We start from the raw sequence: 18,246 nt of genomic DNA, 5'->3' as shown, positions 1-18,246 counted from the left end.
GGCGGGGTCTCTCATCTCTCCTGGGCGGGTTCGGTCGTGGCGAGTTCTGTCGTGAGGTCCGCGAGGGCGTCGAAGCCGATGCCGTCGAAGCCCGGGACGGAGCTGGCGACGCGGTTCCTGAGCGGGGACGTCCAGCGGTCGGGCAGTGCGCCGGGGTGGCCCGCGAGCAGGCCCGCGATCGAGCCCGCGGTCGCGCCGTTCGAGTCGGTGTCCCAGCCGCCGGACACGGCGCGGGTGATGGAGCCGGTGAAGTCGCCGTCGGCGTGGGTGAGGGCGGCGGAAAGGAGGGCCGCGTTGGGGATGACGTGGACCCAGTGGTGGTGGCCGTAGGCGGCGTGCAGTTCATCTACGACGCGGTCGAAGTCCGGTGATACGGCGGCCAGTTGGATACCGTGACGGATCGCGCGGGCCAGGCGTGAGTCCGGCGGTACGACGGTCAGGCCCGTACGGAGGCAGTGGTGGACGTCTCCGGTGCCTGCCGCCGCCTCGGCGATGGTGGCCGCCGCGAACATCGCGCCGTACACGCCGTTGGCGGTGTGGGTCAGGCGCGCGTCGCGGTACGCGCTGTCCGCTGCCGCCGCGGGGGCGCCGGGGTGGGTCCAGCCGTGGACGTCGGCGCGGATCAGGGCGCCGATCCATTCGCGGAAGGGGTTGTGGTGGGTGGCGGTGTGCGGGGGCTCGATGCCGTTGAGGAGGTTGCGGTAGGCGATGCGTTCGGCGGTGAAGGTGCGGGCCGCGGGGAGCTCGTCCAGCCAGAGTCTTGCCACGTCCGTGGTGGTGAAGTTTCTGCCGTGGCGCTGGAGGAGGCGGAGGTTGAGGAGGGGGTAGTTGAGGTCGTCGTCCTCGGGCATGCCGTTGATGTTTTCGGCGAGGGAGGTGGGGGCGGAGCGTTTGTTCCAGGGGTACGTTTCCTTTAGTTCCCCGGGTACGCCCCTCTCCGTGAACCAGGTGTTCAGAGGCCAGTTGCCTGTTGCTTTGGCCAGGCTTCTGATGCCTTCCAGGGGGAGTTTCTCCACCGGTTTGCCCAGCAGGCAGCCGACGGCTCTGCCTAGCCAGGCGGCGTGCAGGCGGTGACGTAGGGCTTCTTTTGCCCCAGTCCCGCCCCTTCCCGAAACCGCCTGCTGTGGGGCCTTGTTCTCCGGTGCGGCCGGGTGGGTGGTGTTGTGCCCACCCTTCCCCAAGCTCTCGGCTTCGCTCGAGCAGGGGAGGCCCCAATCGCCTTGCGGAACGCCTGCCCACAACGGAGGCAGACGGGACAGCTCGGCCAGTAGTTCCTCAGCCAGGGCCCGCAGCGCCGGGGACGGCGAGGTTGGGGACGCGCCCGCTCTTGCGGGGGCCAAGTGACCGCCCGCTGACAGCCAGCGGGTCTGGATCGCGTGGGTGTCCTTGCCCTCCTCCTCTGCCTGGCGGAGTTCGTGGCCCACCAAATCCTCCGGCTGGACCCAGGTGAGGCGGATCATGGGGTGGCCGTCAGGGCCGTGTACGCCGACTCGTGGGCGCGGCGGCGCCGTACGTCGCGGGTGAAGATCTCCGCGGTGACCTCGGTGAGCGTCCTCGCGGGGGCGTGCAGGTCCAGGCGGCTGGCCTCCGCGACCGTCTTCGACCACTCGGGCGGCGCCTCCGAGCCCAGAGCGCCCGCGATCGCGCCGCTCATGGTCGCGATGGAGTCGCAGTCGCGGCCGTAGTTGACCGAGCCGAGGACCGTGTGGCGGTAGTCGCCGTCGCCCACCAGGAGCATGCCGAGGGCGATCGGGAGTTCCTCGATGGCGTGCAGGCGGGAGGGGCGGCGGGCGCCGAGTGACGGTGCGCGGTAGTCCGGGCCGACCGTGTCGAAAGGGGTGACCGCGGTGCGCAGCGGGGTCAGCGCCGACTCGAAGTCGTGGTGATGGGCGGCGACTTCGACCACCGATTCGATCGCGGCCCGCGTGCCGTCCTTCGCGAGACCGAGTGCGGTGTCGATCACCGAGGTCGGCGTCGCGCCCGGCGCGCACGCCGCCGCCACCGCCGCCGCGAAGACCGCGGCGGCTTCACGTCCGTACGACGACTGGTGTGCGCCCGCGACGTCGAGGGCCTCGGCGTACGCGCCCTTCGGGTTCGCCGCGTTGACCAGGCCGACCGGTGCCATGTACATCGCCGCACCGCAGTTGACGATGTTCCCGGTGCCGGCCTCGCGCGGGTCGACGTGGCCGTAATGGAGGCGGGCGACGATCCACTTCTCGGCGAGGAAGAGGCGCTGGAGGGGGATGGCGTCCGCCTCCAGCTCCGGGATCCAGCGGGGGGTCGTCATGAGGTCGGGGACCAGGTGGTCGGCGACCGCGTAGGCGTCCAGGTGGTCGCGGACGGTCGCGTACACGCGGATGAGCGCGTGCGTCATCAAGGTGTCGTCGGTGACGTGCCCGTCGCCCTTGTGGTACGGCGCGATGGGGCGGGCGGTGCGCCACTGGTCGCCGTTCCAGGGGCCGACGATGCCGTGTACGCGACCGCCGTGCCGTTCGACGATCTGCTCGGGGGAGTAGCCCTCGACCGGGCCGCCCATGGCGTCGCCGACGGCTGCTCCGACCAGGCAGGCGGTGACGCGGTCGGCGAGAGGCAGGTCAGTGGGGGGCAGGTCGGTGGTCAGTGTCCGGGGTGTTGGTGACGTCATGTCGGAATTGTCCTCCCGGAGCGGTCAGTTCCGTGGCTGCCAGCTGCCCGGCGAGTTTCACCAGGTCGGTGCCGGCGAGGCGGGGGAGAGCGCAGCCGGAGAGCGTGCGGCAGACGTCGCGCCAGGTCTCGGGGACGGCGGCGGCCGTGCCGAGCGCGCCGGTCAGCGCGCCTGCCAGGGCGGGTGCGGAGTCGGCGACGCGGGAGAGGCAGGCGGCGGCGGGTACCGCGTCGCTGATCCGGCCGCGGGCCGCGGTGGTCAGGGCGAGGGCGACCGGGACGGTCTCGGCGGCGGCGATGCCGTAGCTGTAGACGTGGTCGACGATCTGGTGTTCCAGGAGGGGTACGAGGCCGAAGGCGCCGTCCTGTGTCTGGCTGCGGGCGAGCTTGACGGCGTGCCAGGCGTTGCGGCCGATCTCGGTGTGCTCGGGGAGCTGGGCGAGAGCGGCGTCCACGGTCGCGTCGACGCCGCTGCCGCCGATGGCCGCCGCGATCGCCGCGGCCATGGCGCGGGCGCCGTGCACTCCGTCGCCGTCCTGGGTGTAGCGGGCGTCGAACTCCGCCAGGGCGGCGGCCTGTTCGGGGTCGCCCGGGTGGACGAGGGCGAGGACGCAGGCGCGTACGCAGGCGGCGTCGTCGAAGAAGTGGGGGTTGTCGTGACCGGTGGCGGGCGGGCGCAGGCCCGCGGCGAGGTTGCCGAGGCCTGCGCGTACGGAGATGCGGGCGCGCAGGGGGAGTACGGCGGATTCGACTTCGGGGGCGCGGGCCGCTGCCGCGGCGATTTCGTCGGCGAGGGTGGTCCAGGCGTGGTCCAGTGCCGCGCGGGCCCGGCGGTCCGGGGACAGCCCGGGGTCGAACGTGCCGTCCGCCGCGCGGAGCAGGGACTCCGCGGTGAAGGCCGCCCATTCGGCGTCGTCGGACGGGCCGAGGCGGAGGGGCTCCGGGGGTTGGTTCAGGGCGATGGGGACGGGGAGGGTGGTGGTGGCGTTCTGCTCGGCGAAGGTGTCCAGTTCGCGGGTGAGTCTTCGTGTCCACTCGGGCATACGGCTCGCCCTGTGGCGTGCAGCGGGCCAACCGGCGGCGTCGCCTGCCGCTAGGCCCAATAGGAGCCCCTCGATGTACGCGCCGGACGCCTCGCTTCGGTGGCCGCCGCTTACACCCGCACCCGGAGTCAAGGGCTGTGCCCACCCGTTCCGCCCTGCGGAACGCCTGCCCACAGCGGAAACGGATGCGGGGTAAACGGGTGGGTGGGTGGGGGAGATCCGCCGCGAAGCGGCGGGCTTGTCGGCGGGGCCGGCGGCTCCGGGCCACCCCGCGGCGGGCTTGTCGGCGGTCACGAGGCCCCCCGGCCAGAGACAAGCAACTCCGCCACGTCCAGCACGTGATGCCCCCGCATAGAGGGAAGGCAGCTCCCCCGGGCGGGACCGATCGCGGCGGACCACCGCGGCGGAATGGCCGCCGCCCCGCGACTCGCCCCGGCCAGCGCCCCAGCCACCGCCGCGGTCGTGTCCGCGTCCCGCCCCATGTTGACCGCGGTCAACACCGCGTCCGGGAACCGGCCGGAGGCCGCCGCGTACGCCCCGAAGGCGAGCCCCACCGCCTCGGGGGCGAGGTCGGTCCAGGGGTAGCCGCCGATCACGACCGCCGTACGGACCGCGCGCTCGCCGCGGTGGGCCACTGCCACCGCCCGCCGCAGCGAACGGGACGTCCAGCAGTCCTCCGGGATGACGGACAGGGCGGCGTCCACCACCGCGTCGACCGAGGCCCCGCCCATCGCCGCCGAAACCCCCGCGGCCACCGCCTGCCCGCCGTAGATGCCCTCGCCGTCATGGCTGACCGAGCCGTCGATCGCCACGAGCCGGGCCGCCTCGGCGGGGCGGCCCGCGGCGAAGACCCCGAACGGGGCGGCCCGCATCGCGAGGCCGTCGCTCCACGCGTGCCGGTGCTGCGCCGAGATGGGCGCCGCGAGTCCCCGGCGCAGGTTCTCGAGCGTGCCGCGTTCGCTGAAGCCCGCACCCCGGAATGGGCCCTCGTCGAGGTCCGCGATCCACTCGTGCCAGGCCGCCTCCACGTGCGCGACGGTGAGCTCCGAGCCGTGCCGGGCCAGCAGGAGCCCCGAGAAGATCGCGTACTCGGTGTCGTCCGTGCCCGAGGGATGCTCGGCGACGTACCCGGTGATGCGTCCCCAACGGCGGCGGATCTCCGACGGCTTCATGTTCTCGGCGGGCGCGCCCAGCGCGTCTCCGACCGCGAGGCCGAGGAGCGCGCCCCGCGCCCGCTCTCGCGGGCTGATCGCTCCGACCGCTCCGGTCACTCCTGTCACACCGGTCAAGCTCGTCATGCCGTGCCTCCATCGTGCCGAGACGTTGCGTGTATCTCTGCCACGCGGCACCCCTGAGACGAGCATCCGCACCGCCCACGTCACCCCTCCGACCTACGCGCTCACCGGTTCGACAGACGCTTGTTCATGCAGGTAAGTACGGCCTTCCTTGCTGGCGAGAGCGATTTTTCGCGCGTACTTTCGAGATCGTCCAAGCACGGAGGGGGCCCACCATGGCGATCATCGAGACCGAAGCGGCACTGCACGAGGCACACCGCGACAACCACACCCACCGCGACGTCAACGGCGGCTGGCTGCGCCCCGCCGTCTTCGGCGCGATGGACGGCCTGGTGTCCAACCTGGCCCTGATGACCGGTGTCGCCGGCGGAGCCGTCTCGCAGCAGACCATCGTCGTCACGGGTCTGGTCGGCCTCGCCGCGGGCGCCTTCTCCATGGCGGCCGGCGAGTACACCTCGGTGGCGTCGCAGCGTGAGCTCGTCCAGGCCGAACTCGACGTGGAGCGGCGGGAGTTGCGCAAGCACCCGGCGGACGAGGAGAAGGAGCTCGCCGAGCTGTACGAGTCGCGCGGCGTCGAGCCCGGCCTGGCCCGCGAGGTCGCCAAGCAGCTGTCGAAGGACCCCGAGCAGGCCCTGGAGATACACGCGCGCGAGGAGCTGGGCATCGATCCCGGCGATCTGCCCTCGCCGACCGTCGCCGCGGTCTCCTCCTTCGGCGCCTTCGCGCTCGGCGCCCTGCTCCCCGTGCTGCCGTACCTGCTCGGTGCGAACACGTTCCTGCCCGCGCTGCTGCTCGCCCTGGTCGGCCTCTTCGCCTGCGGCGCGGTGGTGGCGAAGGTGACCGCGAGGTCCTGGTGGTTCAGCGGTCTGCGGCAGCTCGCGCTCGGCGGGGCCGCGGCAGGTGTGACGTACGCCCTGGGCAGCTTGTTCGGTACCGCCGTAGGATAAAGACTTGCAGTCCTATGCGGGGTCCTGCATAAGTAGTCGTTACTCGGCGGTTTCGAATCCTTAACGACGGGGCATGAGCCGTAAGCGCTGCGGGCAATGAGGCTCGTGCCGCTCTCGGGCCTACGGTCATCGATCTGTCCGCAGAGGTCCCCCCGCCGCTCCCACGCCTATGGGCGGTGTCCACATGGTGGAATGAGCTATCCGCTTTTCGAGAAGCGTTCCATCATGTAACCTGCACGAAATTTTGCCTGGGCCAACGTCGTCCCTCGCTTTTTGCCTATGCCACGACGACGACGGGAGAGCCAATGCGTACGCACGCCTGGTCGCCCATGGACGGTCGCCCCGCCCCTCAGGGCATGTACGACCCCCGTAACGAGCACGACGCCTGTGGTGTCGGGTTCGTGGCCACCCTCACCGGTGTAGCCAGCCATGAGCTGGTCGAACAGGCGCTGACCGTACTGCGCAATCTCGAACACCGTGGTGCCACCGGGTCCGAGCCGGACTCCGGTGACGGCGCGGGCATCCTGCTGCAGGTGCCGGACGCCTTCCTCCGCGAGGTCGCGGGTTTCGCGCTCCCCGAGGCCGGCGCGTACGCCGTCGGCATCGCTTTCCTGCCGGTCGACACGGCGGGCACCACCGACGCCGCCGTCTCACAGATCGAGACGATCGCTTCCGAGGAAGGCCTGACGGTCCTCGGCTGGCGCGACGTGCCCGTCGCCCCCGAGCTGCTCGGTGCCACCGCCCGCTCGACGATGCCGGTCTTCCGGCAGATCTTCGTGGCCGACGGCGAGAGCACCGGCATCGCGCTCGACCGCAAGGCCTTCGTCCTGCGCAAGCGTGCCGAGCGTGAGGCCGGGACCTACTTCCCCTCGCTCTCCGCCCGGACGATCGTCTACAAGGGCATGCTGACCACCGGCCAGCTGGAGCCGTTCTTCCCCGACCTGTCCGACCGCCGTTTCGCCACGGCCGTCGCGCTCGTCCACTCGCGCTTCTCCACGAACACGTTCCCGAGCTGGCCGCTCGCACACCCGTACCGCTTCGTCGCGCACAACGGCGAGATCAACACGGTCAAGGGCAACCGGAACTGGATGCGGGCGCGTGAGTCGCAGCTCGCCTCCGGCCTGTTCGCCTCCGCCGGCGAGGCCAGCACCGACAAGCTGGACCGGGTCTTCCCGATCTGCACCCCGGACGCGTCCGACTCGGCGTCCTTCGACGAGGTGCTCGAACTCCTCCACCTCGGTGGACGTTCGCTTCCGCACTCGGTCCTGATGATGATCCCCGAGGCGTGGGAGAACCACGCCTCGATGGAGCCTGCCCGCCGCGCCTTCTACCAGTACCACTCCACGATGATGGAGCCCTGGGACGGCCCGGCGTGTGTCACCTTCACCGACGGCGTCCAGGTCGGCGCCGTTCTCGACCGCAACGGTCTGCGTCCGGGGCGCTACTGGGTCACCGACGACGGCCTCGTCGTCCTCGGCTCCGAGGTCGGCGTGCTCGACATCGACCCCGCGAAGGTCGTCAAGAAGGGCCGCCTGCAGCCCGGCCGGATGTTCCTCGTCGACACCGCCGAGCACCGCATCGTCGAGGACGACGAGATCAAGGCCGCCCTCGCCGCCGAGAAGCCGTACGAGGAGTGGCTGGAGGCCGGCGAGATCGAGCTCTCCGACCTGCCCGAGCGCGAGCACATCGTGCACACGCACGCCTCCGTCACGCGCCGCCAGCAGACCTTCGGCTACACCGAGGAAGAGCTGCGCATCATCCTCGCGCCGATGGCCAAGACCGGCGGCGAGCCGCTCGGCTCCATGGGCACGGACACCCCGATCGCCGCGCTCTCCGAGCGCCCGCGGCTGATCTTCGACTACTTCACGCAGCTGTTCGCGCAGGTCACGAACCCGCCGCTGGACGCCATCCGTGAAGAGCTCGTCACCTCGCTGCACTCCTCGCTGGGCCCGCAGGGCAACATCCTGGAGCCGACCGCCGCGACGTGTCGCAGCGTCACGCTGCCCTTCCCGGTGATCGACAACGACGAGCTCGCCAAGCTCATCCACATCAACGCCGACGGCGACATGCCCGGCATGACGGCGGCGACCCTCTCGGGTCTCTACCGCGTCAGCGGCGGCGGCGACGCCCTTGCCGCCCGTATCGACGAGATCTGCACCGAGGCCGACGCCGCCATAGAGGCCGGCGCCCGCCTGATCGTGCTCTCCGACCGGCACTCCGACGCCGAGCACGCGCCGATCCCCTCGCTGCTGCTCACCGCGGCCGTCCACCACCACCTCATCCGTACGAAGCAGCGCACCCAGGTGGGCCTGCTCGTCGAGGCGGGCGATGTCCGCGAGGTCCACCACGTGGCCCTCCTCATCGGCTTCGGCGCCGCGGCCGTCAACCCGTACCTCGCGATGGAGTCCGTCGAGGACCTCGTCCGCGCCGGTACGTTCCTGCCCGGCATGGACGCCGAGCAGGCCATCCGGAACCTGATCTACGGGCTCGGCAAGGGCGTCCTGAAGGTCATGTCCAAGATGGGCATCTCGACCGTCGCCTCCTACCGCGGCGCACAGGTCTTCGAGGCCGTCGGCCTCGACGAGGCCTTCGTCGAGCGGTACTTCAGCGGTACGACGACGAAGATCGGCGGCGCCGGTCTCGACGTCATCGCCAAGGAGGTCGCCGCCCGGCACGCCAAGGCGTACCCGGCATCCGGCATCGCCTCCGCGCACCGCGCGCTCGACATAGGCGGTGAGTACCAGTGGCGCCGCGAGGGCGAGCCGCACCTCTTCGACCCGGAGACGGTCTTCCGCCTGCAGCACTCCACGCGCAACCGCCGCTACGACATCTTCAAGAAGTACACGGACCGCGTGAACGAGCAGTCCGAGCGCCTGATGACGCTGCGCGGCCTGTTCAACATGAAGTCGGACCGCCCCTCGATCTCCATCGACGAGGTCGAGTCGGCAGCCGAGATCGTCAAGCGGTTCTCGACCGGCGCCATGTCGTACGGCTCGATCTCCCGCGAGGCGCACGAGACGCTCGCCATCGCCATGAACCAGCTGGGCGGCAAGTCCAACACCGGTGAGGGCGGCGAGGACCCGGACCGTCTGTACGACCCGGCGCGCCGCTCGTCCATCAAGCAGGTCGCATCCGGCCGCTTCGGTGTGACCTCGGAGTACCTGGTCAACGCGGACGACATCCAGATCAAGATGGCGCAGGGCGCCAAGCCCGGCGAGGGCGGCCAGCTGCCCGGCCACAAGGTCTACCCGTGGGTCGCCAAGACGCGTCACTCGACGCCGGGCGTGGGCCTGATCTCCCCGCCGCCGCACCACGACATCTACTCCATCGAGGACCTGGCCCAGCTGATCCACGACCTGAAGAACGCGAACCCGCAGGCGCGGATTCACGTGAAGCTGGTCTCCGAGGTCGGCGTCGGCACGGTCGCCGCGGGTGTCTCCAAGGCGCACGCGGACGTCGTCCTGATCTCAGGACACGACGGCGGCACGGGCGCGTCCCCGCTGACCTCGCTCAAGCACGCGGGCGGTCCCTGGGAGCTCGGCCTCGCCGAGACCCAGCAGACGCTGCTCCTCAACGGCCTGCGCGACCGCATCGTGGTCCAGACGGACGGCCAGCTCAAGACCGGCCGTGACGTCGTCATCGCAGCCCTGCTCGGCGCCGAGGAGTTCGGTTTCGCGACCGCGCCGCTCGTCGTCTCCGGCTGCGTCATGATGCGCGTCTGTCACCTGGACACCTGCCCGGTCGGCATCGCCACGCAGAACCCGGCGCTGCGCGAGCGCTTCTCCGGCAAGGCCGAGTACATCGTCAACTTCTTCGAGTTCATCGCCGAAGAGGTCCGCGAGATCCTGGCCGAGCTCGGCTTCCGCACCATCGAGGAGGCCGTCGGCCACGCCGAGCTCCTCGACACCGAGCGGGCCGTGAAGCACTGGAAGGCGCAGGGCCTGGACCTGGAGCCGCTCTTCCACGTGCCGTCGCTGCCCGAGGGCGCCGTGCGCCACCAGATCGCGGTCCAGGACCACGCCCTGGAGAAGGCGCTCGACAACGAGCTGATCAAGCTCGCGGCCGACGCGCTCTCCGCCTCCAGCGCGACCGACGCCCAGCCGGTCCGCGCACAGGTCGCGATCCGCAACATCAACCGCACGGTCGGCACCATGCTCGGCCACGAGGTGACGAAGAAGTTCGGTGGCGCGGGCCTGCCCGACGACACCATCGACATCACCTTCACCGGCTCCGCGGGCCAGTCCTTCGGCGCCTTCGTGCCGCGCGGCGTGACCCTGCGCCTGGAGGGCGACGCCAACGACTACGTCGGCAAGGGCCTCTCCGGCGGCCGCGTCATCGTCCGCCCGGACCGCGGCGCCGACCACCTCGCCGAGTACTCGACGATCGCGGGCAACACCATCGCGTACGGCGCGACCGGCGGCGAGCTGTTCCTCCGCGGTCGTACGGGCGAGCGGTTCTGCGTCCGCAACTCCGGTGCGACGGTCGTGTCCGAGGGCGTGGGCGACCACGGCTGCGAGTACATGACCGGCGGTCACGCGGTGGTCCTCGGCGAGACGGGCCGCAACTTCGCGGCCGGTATGTCGGGCGGTATCGCGTACGTCATCGACCTCGACCGGGACAACGTCAACGCCGGCAACGTGGGCGCCGTCGAGGCCCTGGACGACTCCGACAAGCAGTGGCTGCACGACGTCGTGCGCCGCCACCAGGAGGAGACCGGGTCGACCGTCGCCGAGAAGCTGCTCGCCGAGTGGGACTCCGCCGTGGAGCGCTTCAGCAGGATCATCCCCAGCACGTACAAGGCAGTGCTCGCCGCCAAGGACGCCGCCGAGCGAGACGGTCTCTCCGAGACCGAGATCACCGAGAAGATGATGGAGGCGGCGACCAATGGCTGATCCCAAGGGCTTTTTGAACCATGGCCGTGAGGTCGCGCAGACCCGCCCGGTCGGCGAGCGCGTCCAGGACTGGAACGAGGTCTACGTTCCGGGCTCCCTCCTCCCGATCATCTCCAAGCAGGCCTCGCGCTGCATGGACTGCGGGATCCCGTTCTGCCACCAGGGCTGTCCGCTGGGCAACCTGATCCCCGAGTGGAACGACTTCGCGTACCGCGAGGACTGGTCGGCCGCTTCCGAGCGGCTGCACGCCACGAACAACTTCCCGGAGTTCACCGGGCGCCTGTGCCCGGCGCCCTGTGAGTCGGCGTGCGTGCTCGGCATCAACCAGCCGGCCGTCACCATCAAGAACGTCGAAGTCTCGATCATCGACAAGGCGTGGGACGCCAACGACGTGCTGCCCCAGGCGCCCGACCGCCTGTCCGGCAAGACCGTCGCCGTCATCGGCTCGGGCCCGGCGGGTCTCGCCGCCGCCCAGCAGCTGACGCGGGCCGGTCACACGGTCGTCGTGTACGAGCGCGCCGACCGCATCGGCGGCCTCCTGCGCTACGGCATCCCCGAGTTCAAGATGGAGAAGCGCCACATCAACCGCCGCATCGAGCAGATGCGCGCGGAGGGCACCAAGTTCCGTACGGGCGTGGAGATCGGCCGCGACATAGACGCGGTGAAGCTGCGCAAGCGGCACGACGCCGTGGTCATCGCCGCGGGCGCCACCATCTCCCGCGACCTGCCGGTGCCGGGCCGTGAGCTCAGCGGCATCCACTTCGCCATGGAGTACCTGCCGCTGGCCAACAAGGTGCAGGAGGGCGACTTCGTGGCGCCCCCGATCACCGCCGAGGGCAAGCACGTCGTGGTCATCGGCGGCGGCGACACCGGCGCGGACTGCGTGGGCACGGCCCACCGCCAGGGCGCGGCCTCGGTCACGCAGCTGGAGATCATGCCGCGTCCGGGCGAGGACCGGAACGCGAACCAGCCCTGGCCGACCTTCCCCATGCTCTACAAGGTCACCTCCGCGCACGAGGAGGGCGGCGAGCGGGTCTACGCCGTCTCGACCACCCACTTCGAGGGCGACGAGGACGGGAACGTCCAGTTCCTGCACCTCACCGAGGTGGAGTTCATCGACGGCAAGCTGACCCCGAAGCCGGGCACGGAGCGCAAGATCCCCGCCCAGCTGGTCACCCTGGCGATGGGCTTCACGGGTACGGACCGCGAGAACGGTCTGGTGGACCAGTTCACCCTGGACCTCGACGAGCGCGGGAACGTCGCGCGTGACGCCGAGTTCCAGACGAACGTGCCCGGCGTCTTCGTCGCCGGTGATGCGGGTCGCGGCCAGTCGCTCATCGTCTGGGCGATCGCCGAGGGGCGCTCGGCCGCGAAGGGCGTGGACCGGTTCCTCACCGGTGCGAGTGACTTGCCGTCGCCGATTCGCCCCACGGACCGATCTCTGATGGTCTAGTCCTTCAGCACCACCACAACCCCATATTCGTCCCGTACAACGGCGTACGGAACTGAGCGGCGCCCGCCTCGTCCCCGACCGGACCATGGCGGGCGTCGTGGCGTTTCCGGGCCGTCGCTGCGCGGCGATGTCTCCCACCCACCCGCCCGATCGCCCCGTATTGCCGATGCAGCCCGTGCAACGCTCATTGCTTGCAACGCAAATCACGTTTCGGCCCCGCTTAGCCGAATGGGTCTAGACCGCACCCAGAGCCTGTGACCACAATCGCTCCCACGAACGGATCGGCGCAGTAATCAGCACGAACCCATGAGGGGGCCGGTATGAAGCGACGGGTCATCGCGGCAGGTATCGCCATGACGCTCGGACTGACCGCGACGGCATGCGGCAGCGATGACGGGAGCGACAGCGGGAACAAGGCCACCGACGGCAAGGGCAAGACCCTGACCGTATGGATCATGGAGGGGACCAACCCCGACGCCAGGCCCTTCTTCGCCGAGGCCGGCAAGGCCTTCGAGAAGAAGACCGGCGCCAAGATCCACGTCGAGTACCAGCAGTGGGCCACCGCGCAGAAGAAGTTCACGACCGCCATCGAGGGCGGCGAGGACCAGGTCCCGGACGTGGCCGAGGTCGGTACGACCTGGGTGCCGCAGTTCGCCGAGACCGGCGCGCTCGTCGACGTGACGGACAACGTCAAGAAGTCGGGCCTCAACGGCGACCTCGTCGAGGGGCTCAAGGACGCGGGCACGCTCGACGGCAAGCAGTACGGCATGCCGTGGTACGCGGGCGTGCGCAGCATCGTCTACCGCAAGGACATCTTCGAGAAGCACAAGCTCAAGGCGCCGACCACCTGGAAGGAGCTCCAGTCCGCGGCGAAGACGCTGAAGGACAAGGAGCCCGGGATGATCCCCTTCCCGGTCGCGGGCGGTGCCGAGATGTTCGCCGCCCCCTTCATCTGGGGCGCCGGCGGCGAACTCGCCACCGAGCAGGGCGGCAAGTGGAAGTCCGGCATCAACTCGCCGGAGGCCGTGAAGGGCATCGAGTTCTACACGGGCCTGGCCACCAAGGACAAGGTCTCCCCGGCCAAGGTCAACACCTGGACGGAGAAGGAGGTCGGCGACGCCTGGAACAAGGGCCAGATCTCCATGGCCGTCGGCGGCAACTGGACCCCCAAGGCCATCGTCGACGCGAACCCCGACCTCAAGGGCAAGCTCGCCGCCGTGCCGATCCCCGGCCAGACCGGCGGCATGAGCAAGTCCTTCCTGGGCGGCTCCTACCTGTCCACGTTCAACACGGACAAGAAGGACCTCGCCTGGGAGTTCGTGAAGATGCTGACCACGGGTGACTTCGCGGCCAAGTGGGCCTCGGAGACCAACTACTTCCCCGGTCAGAACTCCGAGCTCAAGAAGATCGAGGCGAAGAAGGACCCGCTGGTCGAGCCGTTCGCCAAGCAGATGCTGGAGGCCGGCGCGACCGTCCCCAAGACCAAGGCGTACGGCGAGATCCAGGCATCGAAGGTCATCCCCGGCATGGTGCAGTCCATCCTGACCGGGAAGTCCTCCGTCCAGGAGGCGGCGGACAAGGCCGCCAAGGACATGGACGCGATCTTCGCCAAGGACAAGTAGGCAAGGGCGAGTCGGCACTGTGAAAGACACGCTGGTGGGGGACGGGCCGAAGGTGACCGAGGTCCGTCCCCCCTCCTCCCCCCGACCGGAACACGAAGCAGCCCTCCGCAAGAAGAGGCTGATCGGCCTCACCCGGCCCTGGCTGCTCCTCGCGCCGTCCCTCGTGGTCCTCGCGGGCCTGCTGCTCTGGCCGCTGATCCAGGTCGGCAAGCTCTCGATGCAGGACTACGCCGTCAAGTTCGGCGGCGGAGTCGGCACGTACACCGGATTCGACCACTACAGCGACTTGCTGACCAGCGCACTCCTGTGGAAGACGGTCCTGCCCAACACGGTGTTCTTCGCGATCGCCTGTGTCGGCCTGACCGTCGCCCTCGGCACGCTCGTCGCACTTCTGCTCAACCGCCTCGGTCCGGCCTGGCGGCTCATCTGCTCCATCGCGATCCTCGCGGCCTGGGCGATGCCCGCCGTCACCGGAACGTACGTCTGGATCTGGCTCTTCCAGCCGCAGGACGGCATGGTCAGCCAGATCGCGGGCTCGATGGGCCTCATCGACCCCGAGACCACCAACTGGTTCACGGAACGCGGCCCGTTCTACGCGATCGCGACCCTGAACGTCGTCCACCACGGCTTCCCGTTCGTCGCCATCACCGTCCTCGCGGGCCTCCTCACGATCCCCAAGGAGCTCTACGAAGCCGGGGAGCTGGACGGCGCGAACGCCTGGCAGCGGTTCTGGAAGATCACGCTGCCGACGATCAAGCCGGTCTTCCTCGTGGTGACCATCCTCTCCACCATCTGGGACTTCAAGGTCTTCACCCAGATCTATCTGATGCCGGGCGGCGACGGAGCCAACGAAGAGGTCTACAACCTCGGCGTCTTCTCGTACATCCAGGCCTTCGCCAAGAACGACTACGGCACGGGCGCGGCGGCGGCGGTCCTGCTGACCCTGCTGCTGCTCGCCATCACGATCGTCTACATCCGCACGCTGTTCCGGCAGGGGGAGGAGGACCTGTGAGTGTCCGTCGCGCCACACTCGGCGCACGTATCGGGCTGCCCGTCGCGGTCGCCGCGCTGCTGCTCTTCGCGCTCTTCCCCGTGTACTGGATGATCTCCACGGCGCTCGACCCGAAGGCGATCACCCGGGGTTCGGACGTGCTGCCCAGCGGCCTCAGCTTCGAGCACTTCACCTATGTGTTCGAGAAGGGCAACTTCGGCACGTACCTGCTGAACTCGGCGCTCGTCGGCTTCGGCACGATCCTGGCCGCCGCGCTGCTCTCGCTCTTCGCGGCCGTCGCGGTGGCCCGCTTCAAGTTCCGGTTCCGCACCTCGGTACTGATCATGGTCCTGATAGTGCAGATGGTGCCGCTGGAGGCGCTCGTCATCCCGCTCTTCATCCAGATGCGGGACTACGACATGCTCAACTCGCTGCTCGGCCTGACGATCGTCTACGTCGCGCTCTCGCTCCCCTTCGCGATCTGGACCCTGCGCGGCTTCGTCCAGACCGTGCCCAAGGAGGTCGAGGAGGCGGCGTACATCGACGGGGCTTCCTGGTGGCGGATGTTCCGGTCGGTGCTGCTTCCGCTGGTGGCGCCCGGACTCGTCGCGACCTCGATCTTCGCCTTCATCACGGCGTGGAACGAGTTCGTCTTCGCGTACACCTTCATGAAGGGCAGCGACAAGTACACGGCCGCCGTGGGCATCTACCAGTTCTTCGGTGAGAACTCCACGGCCTGGGGCCCGGTCATGGCCAGCTCCACGCTTGTCACCGTGCCGGTGATGATCTTCTTCGTGATCGTGCACCGGAAGCTGGGCTCGGGCCTGGCGGCGGGAGCGGTCAAGGGCTGAGCCCGGGGGAGGCGTTCGGGGTGGCTGCGGAAATGGCTACGGAACCCTGAACGTCTCCCCGTACACCTTCCAGGTCAGCGGCGTCTTCAGGCCCAGATTGCCGTCGTAGAGGAACTCCCGCTGCGCCGTGTCCACGCGCGTCGTGTCGCGGTGCGACTTCTCCTCCTTCATGGCCGCCCGGCGGATGTCCAGGAAGATGTCGAGGTACGCCTTCTCCTTGCCGCCCTGCGCGGGCGTGTTCGCCTCCTTGAGCGCCGCCTCGCGCAGGCCGTAGAAGCCGCGCGGTCCGGTGCCGGGGCCGTGCAGGACCATCGCGTCGTAGTAGATGAACTGCCCCAGCGTGCCGAGCCCGTCGAGCTTGGCCAGGCGGACCGCCGGGTCGAAGTAGATGCGGTCGCGGGCGCTGTTCTGCGCCTTGCGGAAGGCGGGTTCTTCGGCCTCCGCCTTCCAGGCCTTGGTGAAGCCGGGGTCGAGGCCCTCGTGCGAGTCGGTGCCGTCGACCTTGCGCAGGGCGGGCAGATAGCGGGCGAGGCCGTTGTCCGGGTGGTCCTTCGTGTACCGCTCGACGAGGGTCAGCAGGTCGTGCGTGCCGGTGCAGAAGCCGATGATCCCGGCGGTGTAGCCGTGGTCGTCGTCGATGTCCTCGATGTAGCCGTACTGCCCGCGCCAGTTCAGCGTGGAGTTCTCCGCGCTGGCGATGAGCTGCTGGGCCAACTCCTTCTTGGCGGGCGCCGCGAGACCCGCGGGGAGATCCGCGATCAGCTCGTCGTCGGCCTTGATCTCGGCCGCCGACTTGTCCTTGTCGTACGGACGCTGGGTGCCGGAGGGCCTCCCGTCGGCTCCGGAGGCATCACTGTCCGAGTCCCCGCCCAGGAGGTAGACGGCGACCGTGGCGACCGGGGCGACGGCGAGAAGAAGGAGGCCTGCTCGTTTCATTCGCACAAGAGTACGTGCGGTTTCGCGGTAGCGCGCCTTCCGGATCCGCTCGGCTCCGCTTCTATTGACTATTAGTCAATATCGCATCAGTCTCGGGTGCCGTACCCGGCCATGGGAGGCCCTATGAGCACCGAAGCGCGGGAGCAGCTGGGCAAGGAGCTGCGCGACCAACCACCGGAATCTTTCGGCCGGTTGACGCCCAGGGAGCTGGCACTGCTGACCGACGCACTGAGGCGGGAACGCGAGAGCCGGGCGTCGGGTCTGAACGAGGCCGCCGAGGAGGCGCTGAAACTCGTGCCGGCACTCGCGCGGGGTCCCGTACGCCGAATTCTGTTCCGGTAGGAGAGAGGAAGGGCAGGCGTCATGGACAAGCTGCGGAGCAGGGCGGAGACCCTGAAGATCGCGCGTCTTCTCGACGTGGAGCCGGAGTCGCTCGCCTTCTTGCGGACCCTTCCCGTCGAAGACGTCCGCCGCTTCCGCGAGAGTTGCGTCGCGGCGCTGTTCGACCGTACGCCCGAGATGCTGGACCGGATCGCGTCCGCGACGAAGCTGGTGCCGGCCGGGGTGGCGGCGGCGATCTCGCAGAAGGCGCTGGGGCCGAGGCTCGCCGCCGGGGTCGCCGGGCGGCTCGAACCGACCCGGGCCGCGGACATCATCGAGAAGCTGCCGGTGCCGTTCACGGCCCAGTCGTGCGGGCATCTCGACCCGCGCAGGATCAAGGGCATCGTCGACCGGCTCGACGAGGGCCTGGTGGTGCGGATCGCGGTGGCGCTCGCCGAGCGCGGCGACTACCTGACGATGGGCCGCTTCGTGGGCCACCTCCACGACTCTTCCCTGCGCCGGATCCTGCCGCAGGTCGACGACGCGGCCGTCCTGCGGACCGGCTTCCTGATCGACCTGCCCGAACGGCTCGGCCAGATCATCGAGCTGATGGGCCCGGAGCGCCTCGCGTCGGTGATCGCTTCGGCGTCGGGGGAGGGGCTGTGGCCGGAGGCGCTGGCTGTGGCGGGGATGGTGCAGGGGGAGCAGCGGGCACGCATCGCCTCGCTCGCCGCGGCGCGTCCGCCGCAGGAGCTGGACTCCCTGGTCGTGACGGTGAGCGAGCAGGACCTCTGGGAGTCACTGCTGCCGGTGGTCGCGCTGCTCGGGGAGGAGGAGCGGCGGGCGGTCGCGGTGCTTCCTTCCCTGCGGGACGCGGGGGTGCTCGGCGGGGTCGTGCGGGCGGTGGTGGCGACGGGCTTGTGGGCGGAATTCCTGCCCCTGGTCGGGGCGCTGCCGGAGGAGTCCCGCAAGGTCGTTGCCGGTGCGGCGGGGGCGTTGCCCGTGGCTGACCTGGATGCGCTTGCCCTTGAGGTGGGCAAGCGGGATCTGTGGGAGCTGGTGATGCCGCTGATCGAGCTGATGGACGACGCGGCCAAGGTCCGGATCTTTGAGTTGCCGGCGTTTGAGGAGAGGGCGTAGGGCGGTCCCTGCGGGGCTTTCCCCAATCCCGCCCCTTCCCGAAACCAAGGGGCTCCGCCCCCTGGACCCCCGAACAAGATGTCCTCAAACGCCGGACGGGCTGAATATCTTC

Annotated in this window: 13 protein-coding genes; 8 read left to right on the top strand and 5 right to left on the bottom strand. The window is 69.7% G+C overall.

Annotated elements, in window-relative coordinates; all coding sequences use genetic code 11:
* Positions 1 to 11: 11 nt before the first annotated feature.
* The 4 genes from ACWFR3_RS28980 to ACWFR3_RS28965 all read right to left on the bottom strand — a co-directional run bounded on the left by ACWFR3_RS28980 (position 12) and on the right by ACWFR3_RS28965 (position 4,984).
* Complete coding sequence (locus tag ACWFR3_RS28980; protein ID WP_453737596.1) at positions 12 to 1,460, bottom strand: ADP-ribosylglycohydrolase family protein; 1,449 nt, start codon at positions 1,458 to 1,460, stop codon at positions 12 to 14.
* Positions 1,457 to 2,644, bottom strand: coding sequence for an ADP-ribosylglycohydrolase family protein (locus ACWFR3_RS28975; protein ID WP_453737595.1), 1,188 nt, complete (start codon positions 2,642 to 2,644; stop codon positions 1,457 to 1,459). Before ACWFR3_RS28975 ends, ACWFR3_RS28980 begins: the two co-directional genes overlap by 4 nt.
* A complete protein-coding gene (locus ACWFR3_RS28970) occupies positions 2,595 to 3,818 on the bottom strand; it encodes an ADP-ribosylglycohydrolase family protein (protein WP_453737594.1) in 1,224 nt (407 codons plus the stop codon). The genes ACWFR3_RS28975 and ACWFR3_RS28970 overlap by 50 nt, the downstream gene beginning before the upstream one ends.
* A gap of 158 nt (positions 3,819 to 3,976) precedes the next feature.
* Positions 3,977 to 4,984 carry an ADP-ribosylglycohydrolase family protein gene (locus ACWFR3_RS28965; protein WP_453737593.1) on the bottom strand — a complete coding sequence of 336 codons (1,008 nt, stop codon included), beginning with the start codon at positions 4,982 to 4,984 and terminating at the stop codon, positions 3,977 to 3,979.
* 212 nt (positions 4,985 to 5,196) lie between these two features.
* On the opposite strand from ACWFR3_RS28965, the gene ACWFR3_RS28960 reads away from it, so the two are divergent.
* The 6 genes from ACWFR3_RS28960 to ACWFR3_RS28935 all read left to right on the top strand — a co-directional run bounded on the left by ACWFR3_RS28960 (position 5,197) and on the right by ACWFR3_RS28935 (position 15,737).
* Positions 5,197 to 5,928, top strand: a complete 732-nt coding sequence (locus tag ACWFR3_RS28960; RefSeq protein WP_453737592.1) for a VIT1/CCC1 transporter family protein — start codon at positions 5,197 to 5,199, stop codon at positions 5,926 to 5,928.
* A gap of 305 nt (positions 5,929 to 6,233) precedes the next feature.
* Positions 6,234 to 10,820 (top strand): glutamate synthase large subunit, encoded by a 4,587-nt coding sequence (gene gltB / locus ACWFR3_RS28955; protein ID WP_453737591.1) that lies wholly within the window; start codon positions 6,234 to 6,236, stop codon positions 10,818 to 10,820.
* A complete protein-coding gene (locus ACWFR3_RS28950; RefSeq protein ID WP_453737590.1) occupies positions 10,813 to 12,273 on the top strand; it encodes a glutamate synthase subunit beta in 1,461 nt (486 codons plus the stop codon). The genes gltB and ACWFR3_RS28950 overlap by 8 nt, the downstream gene beginning before the upstream one ends.
* A 320-nt stretch (positions 12,274 to 12,593) precedes the next feature.
* Positions 12,594 to 13,895 (top strand): extracellular solute-binding protein, encoded by a 1,302-nt coding sequence (locus ACWFR3_RS28945; RefSeq protein ID WP_453737589.1) that lies wholly within the window; start codon positions 12,594 to 12,596, stop codon positions 13,893 to 13,895.
* A gap of 52 nt (positions 13,896 to 13,947) precedes the next feature.
* The gene (locus tag ACWFR3_RS28940) at positions 13,948 to 14,907 is read left to right on the top strand and encodes a carbohydrate ABC transporter permease (protein WP_453737639.1); all 960 of its coding nucleotides are present in this window, start codon (positions 13,948 to 13,950) and stop codon (positions 14,905 to 14,907) included.
* Positions 14,904 to 15,737, top strand: coding sequence for a carbohydrate ABC transporter permease (locus tag ACWFR3_RS28935; protein ID WP_453737588.1), 834 nt, complete (start codon positions 14,904 to 14,906; stop codon positions 15,735 to 15,737). The genes ACWFR3_RS28940 and ACWFR3_RS28935 overlap by 4 nt, the downstream gene beginning before the upstream one ends.
* A gap of 36 nt (positions 15,738 to 15,773) precedes the next feature.
* Here the strand turns inward: ACWFR3_RS28935 and ACWFR3_RS28930 are convergent, their stop codons facing one another.
* Positions 15,774 to 16,673, bottom strand: a complete 900-nt coding sequence (locus ACWFR3_RS28930) for a chitosanase (protein WP_453737587.1) — start codon at positions 16,671 to 16,673, stop codon at positions 15,774 to 15,776.
* A gap of 123 nt (positions 16,674 to 16,796) precedes the next feature.
* On the opposite strand from ACWFR3_RS28930, the gene ACWFR3_RS28925 reads away from it, so the two are divergent.
* Positions 16,797 to 17,015: a hypothetical protein gene (locus tag ACWFR3_RS28925; RefSeq protein WP_453737586.1), complete on the top strand. Its 219-nt coding sequence runs from the start codon at positions 16,797 to 16,799 to the stop codon at positions 17,013 to 17,015.
* 21 nt (positions 17,016 to 17,036) lie between these two features.
* Entirely contained in the window at positions 17,037 to 18,134 is a 1,098-nt protein-coding gene (locus ACWFR3_RS28920) for a hypothetical protein (RefSeq protein ID WP_453737585.1), read from the top strand.
* The last annotated feature ends 112 nt before the right edge of the window (positions 18,135 to 18,246 follow it).

The organism is Streptomyces sp. NPDC055189, from assembly GCF_053606765.1.
This window is presented reverse-complemented; position numbering and strand designations above follow the sequence as displayed.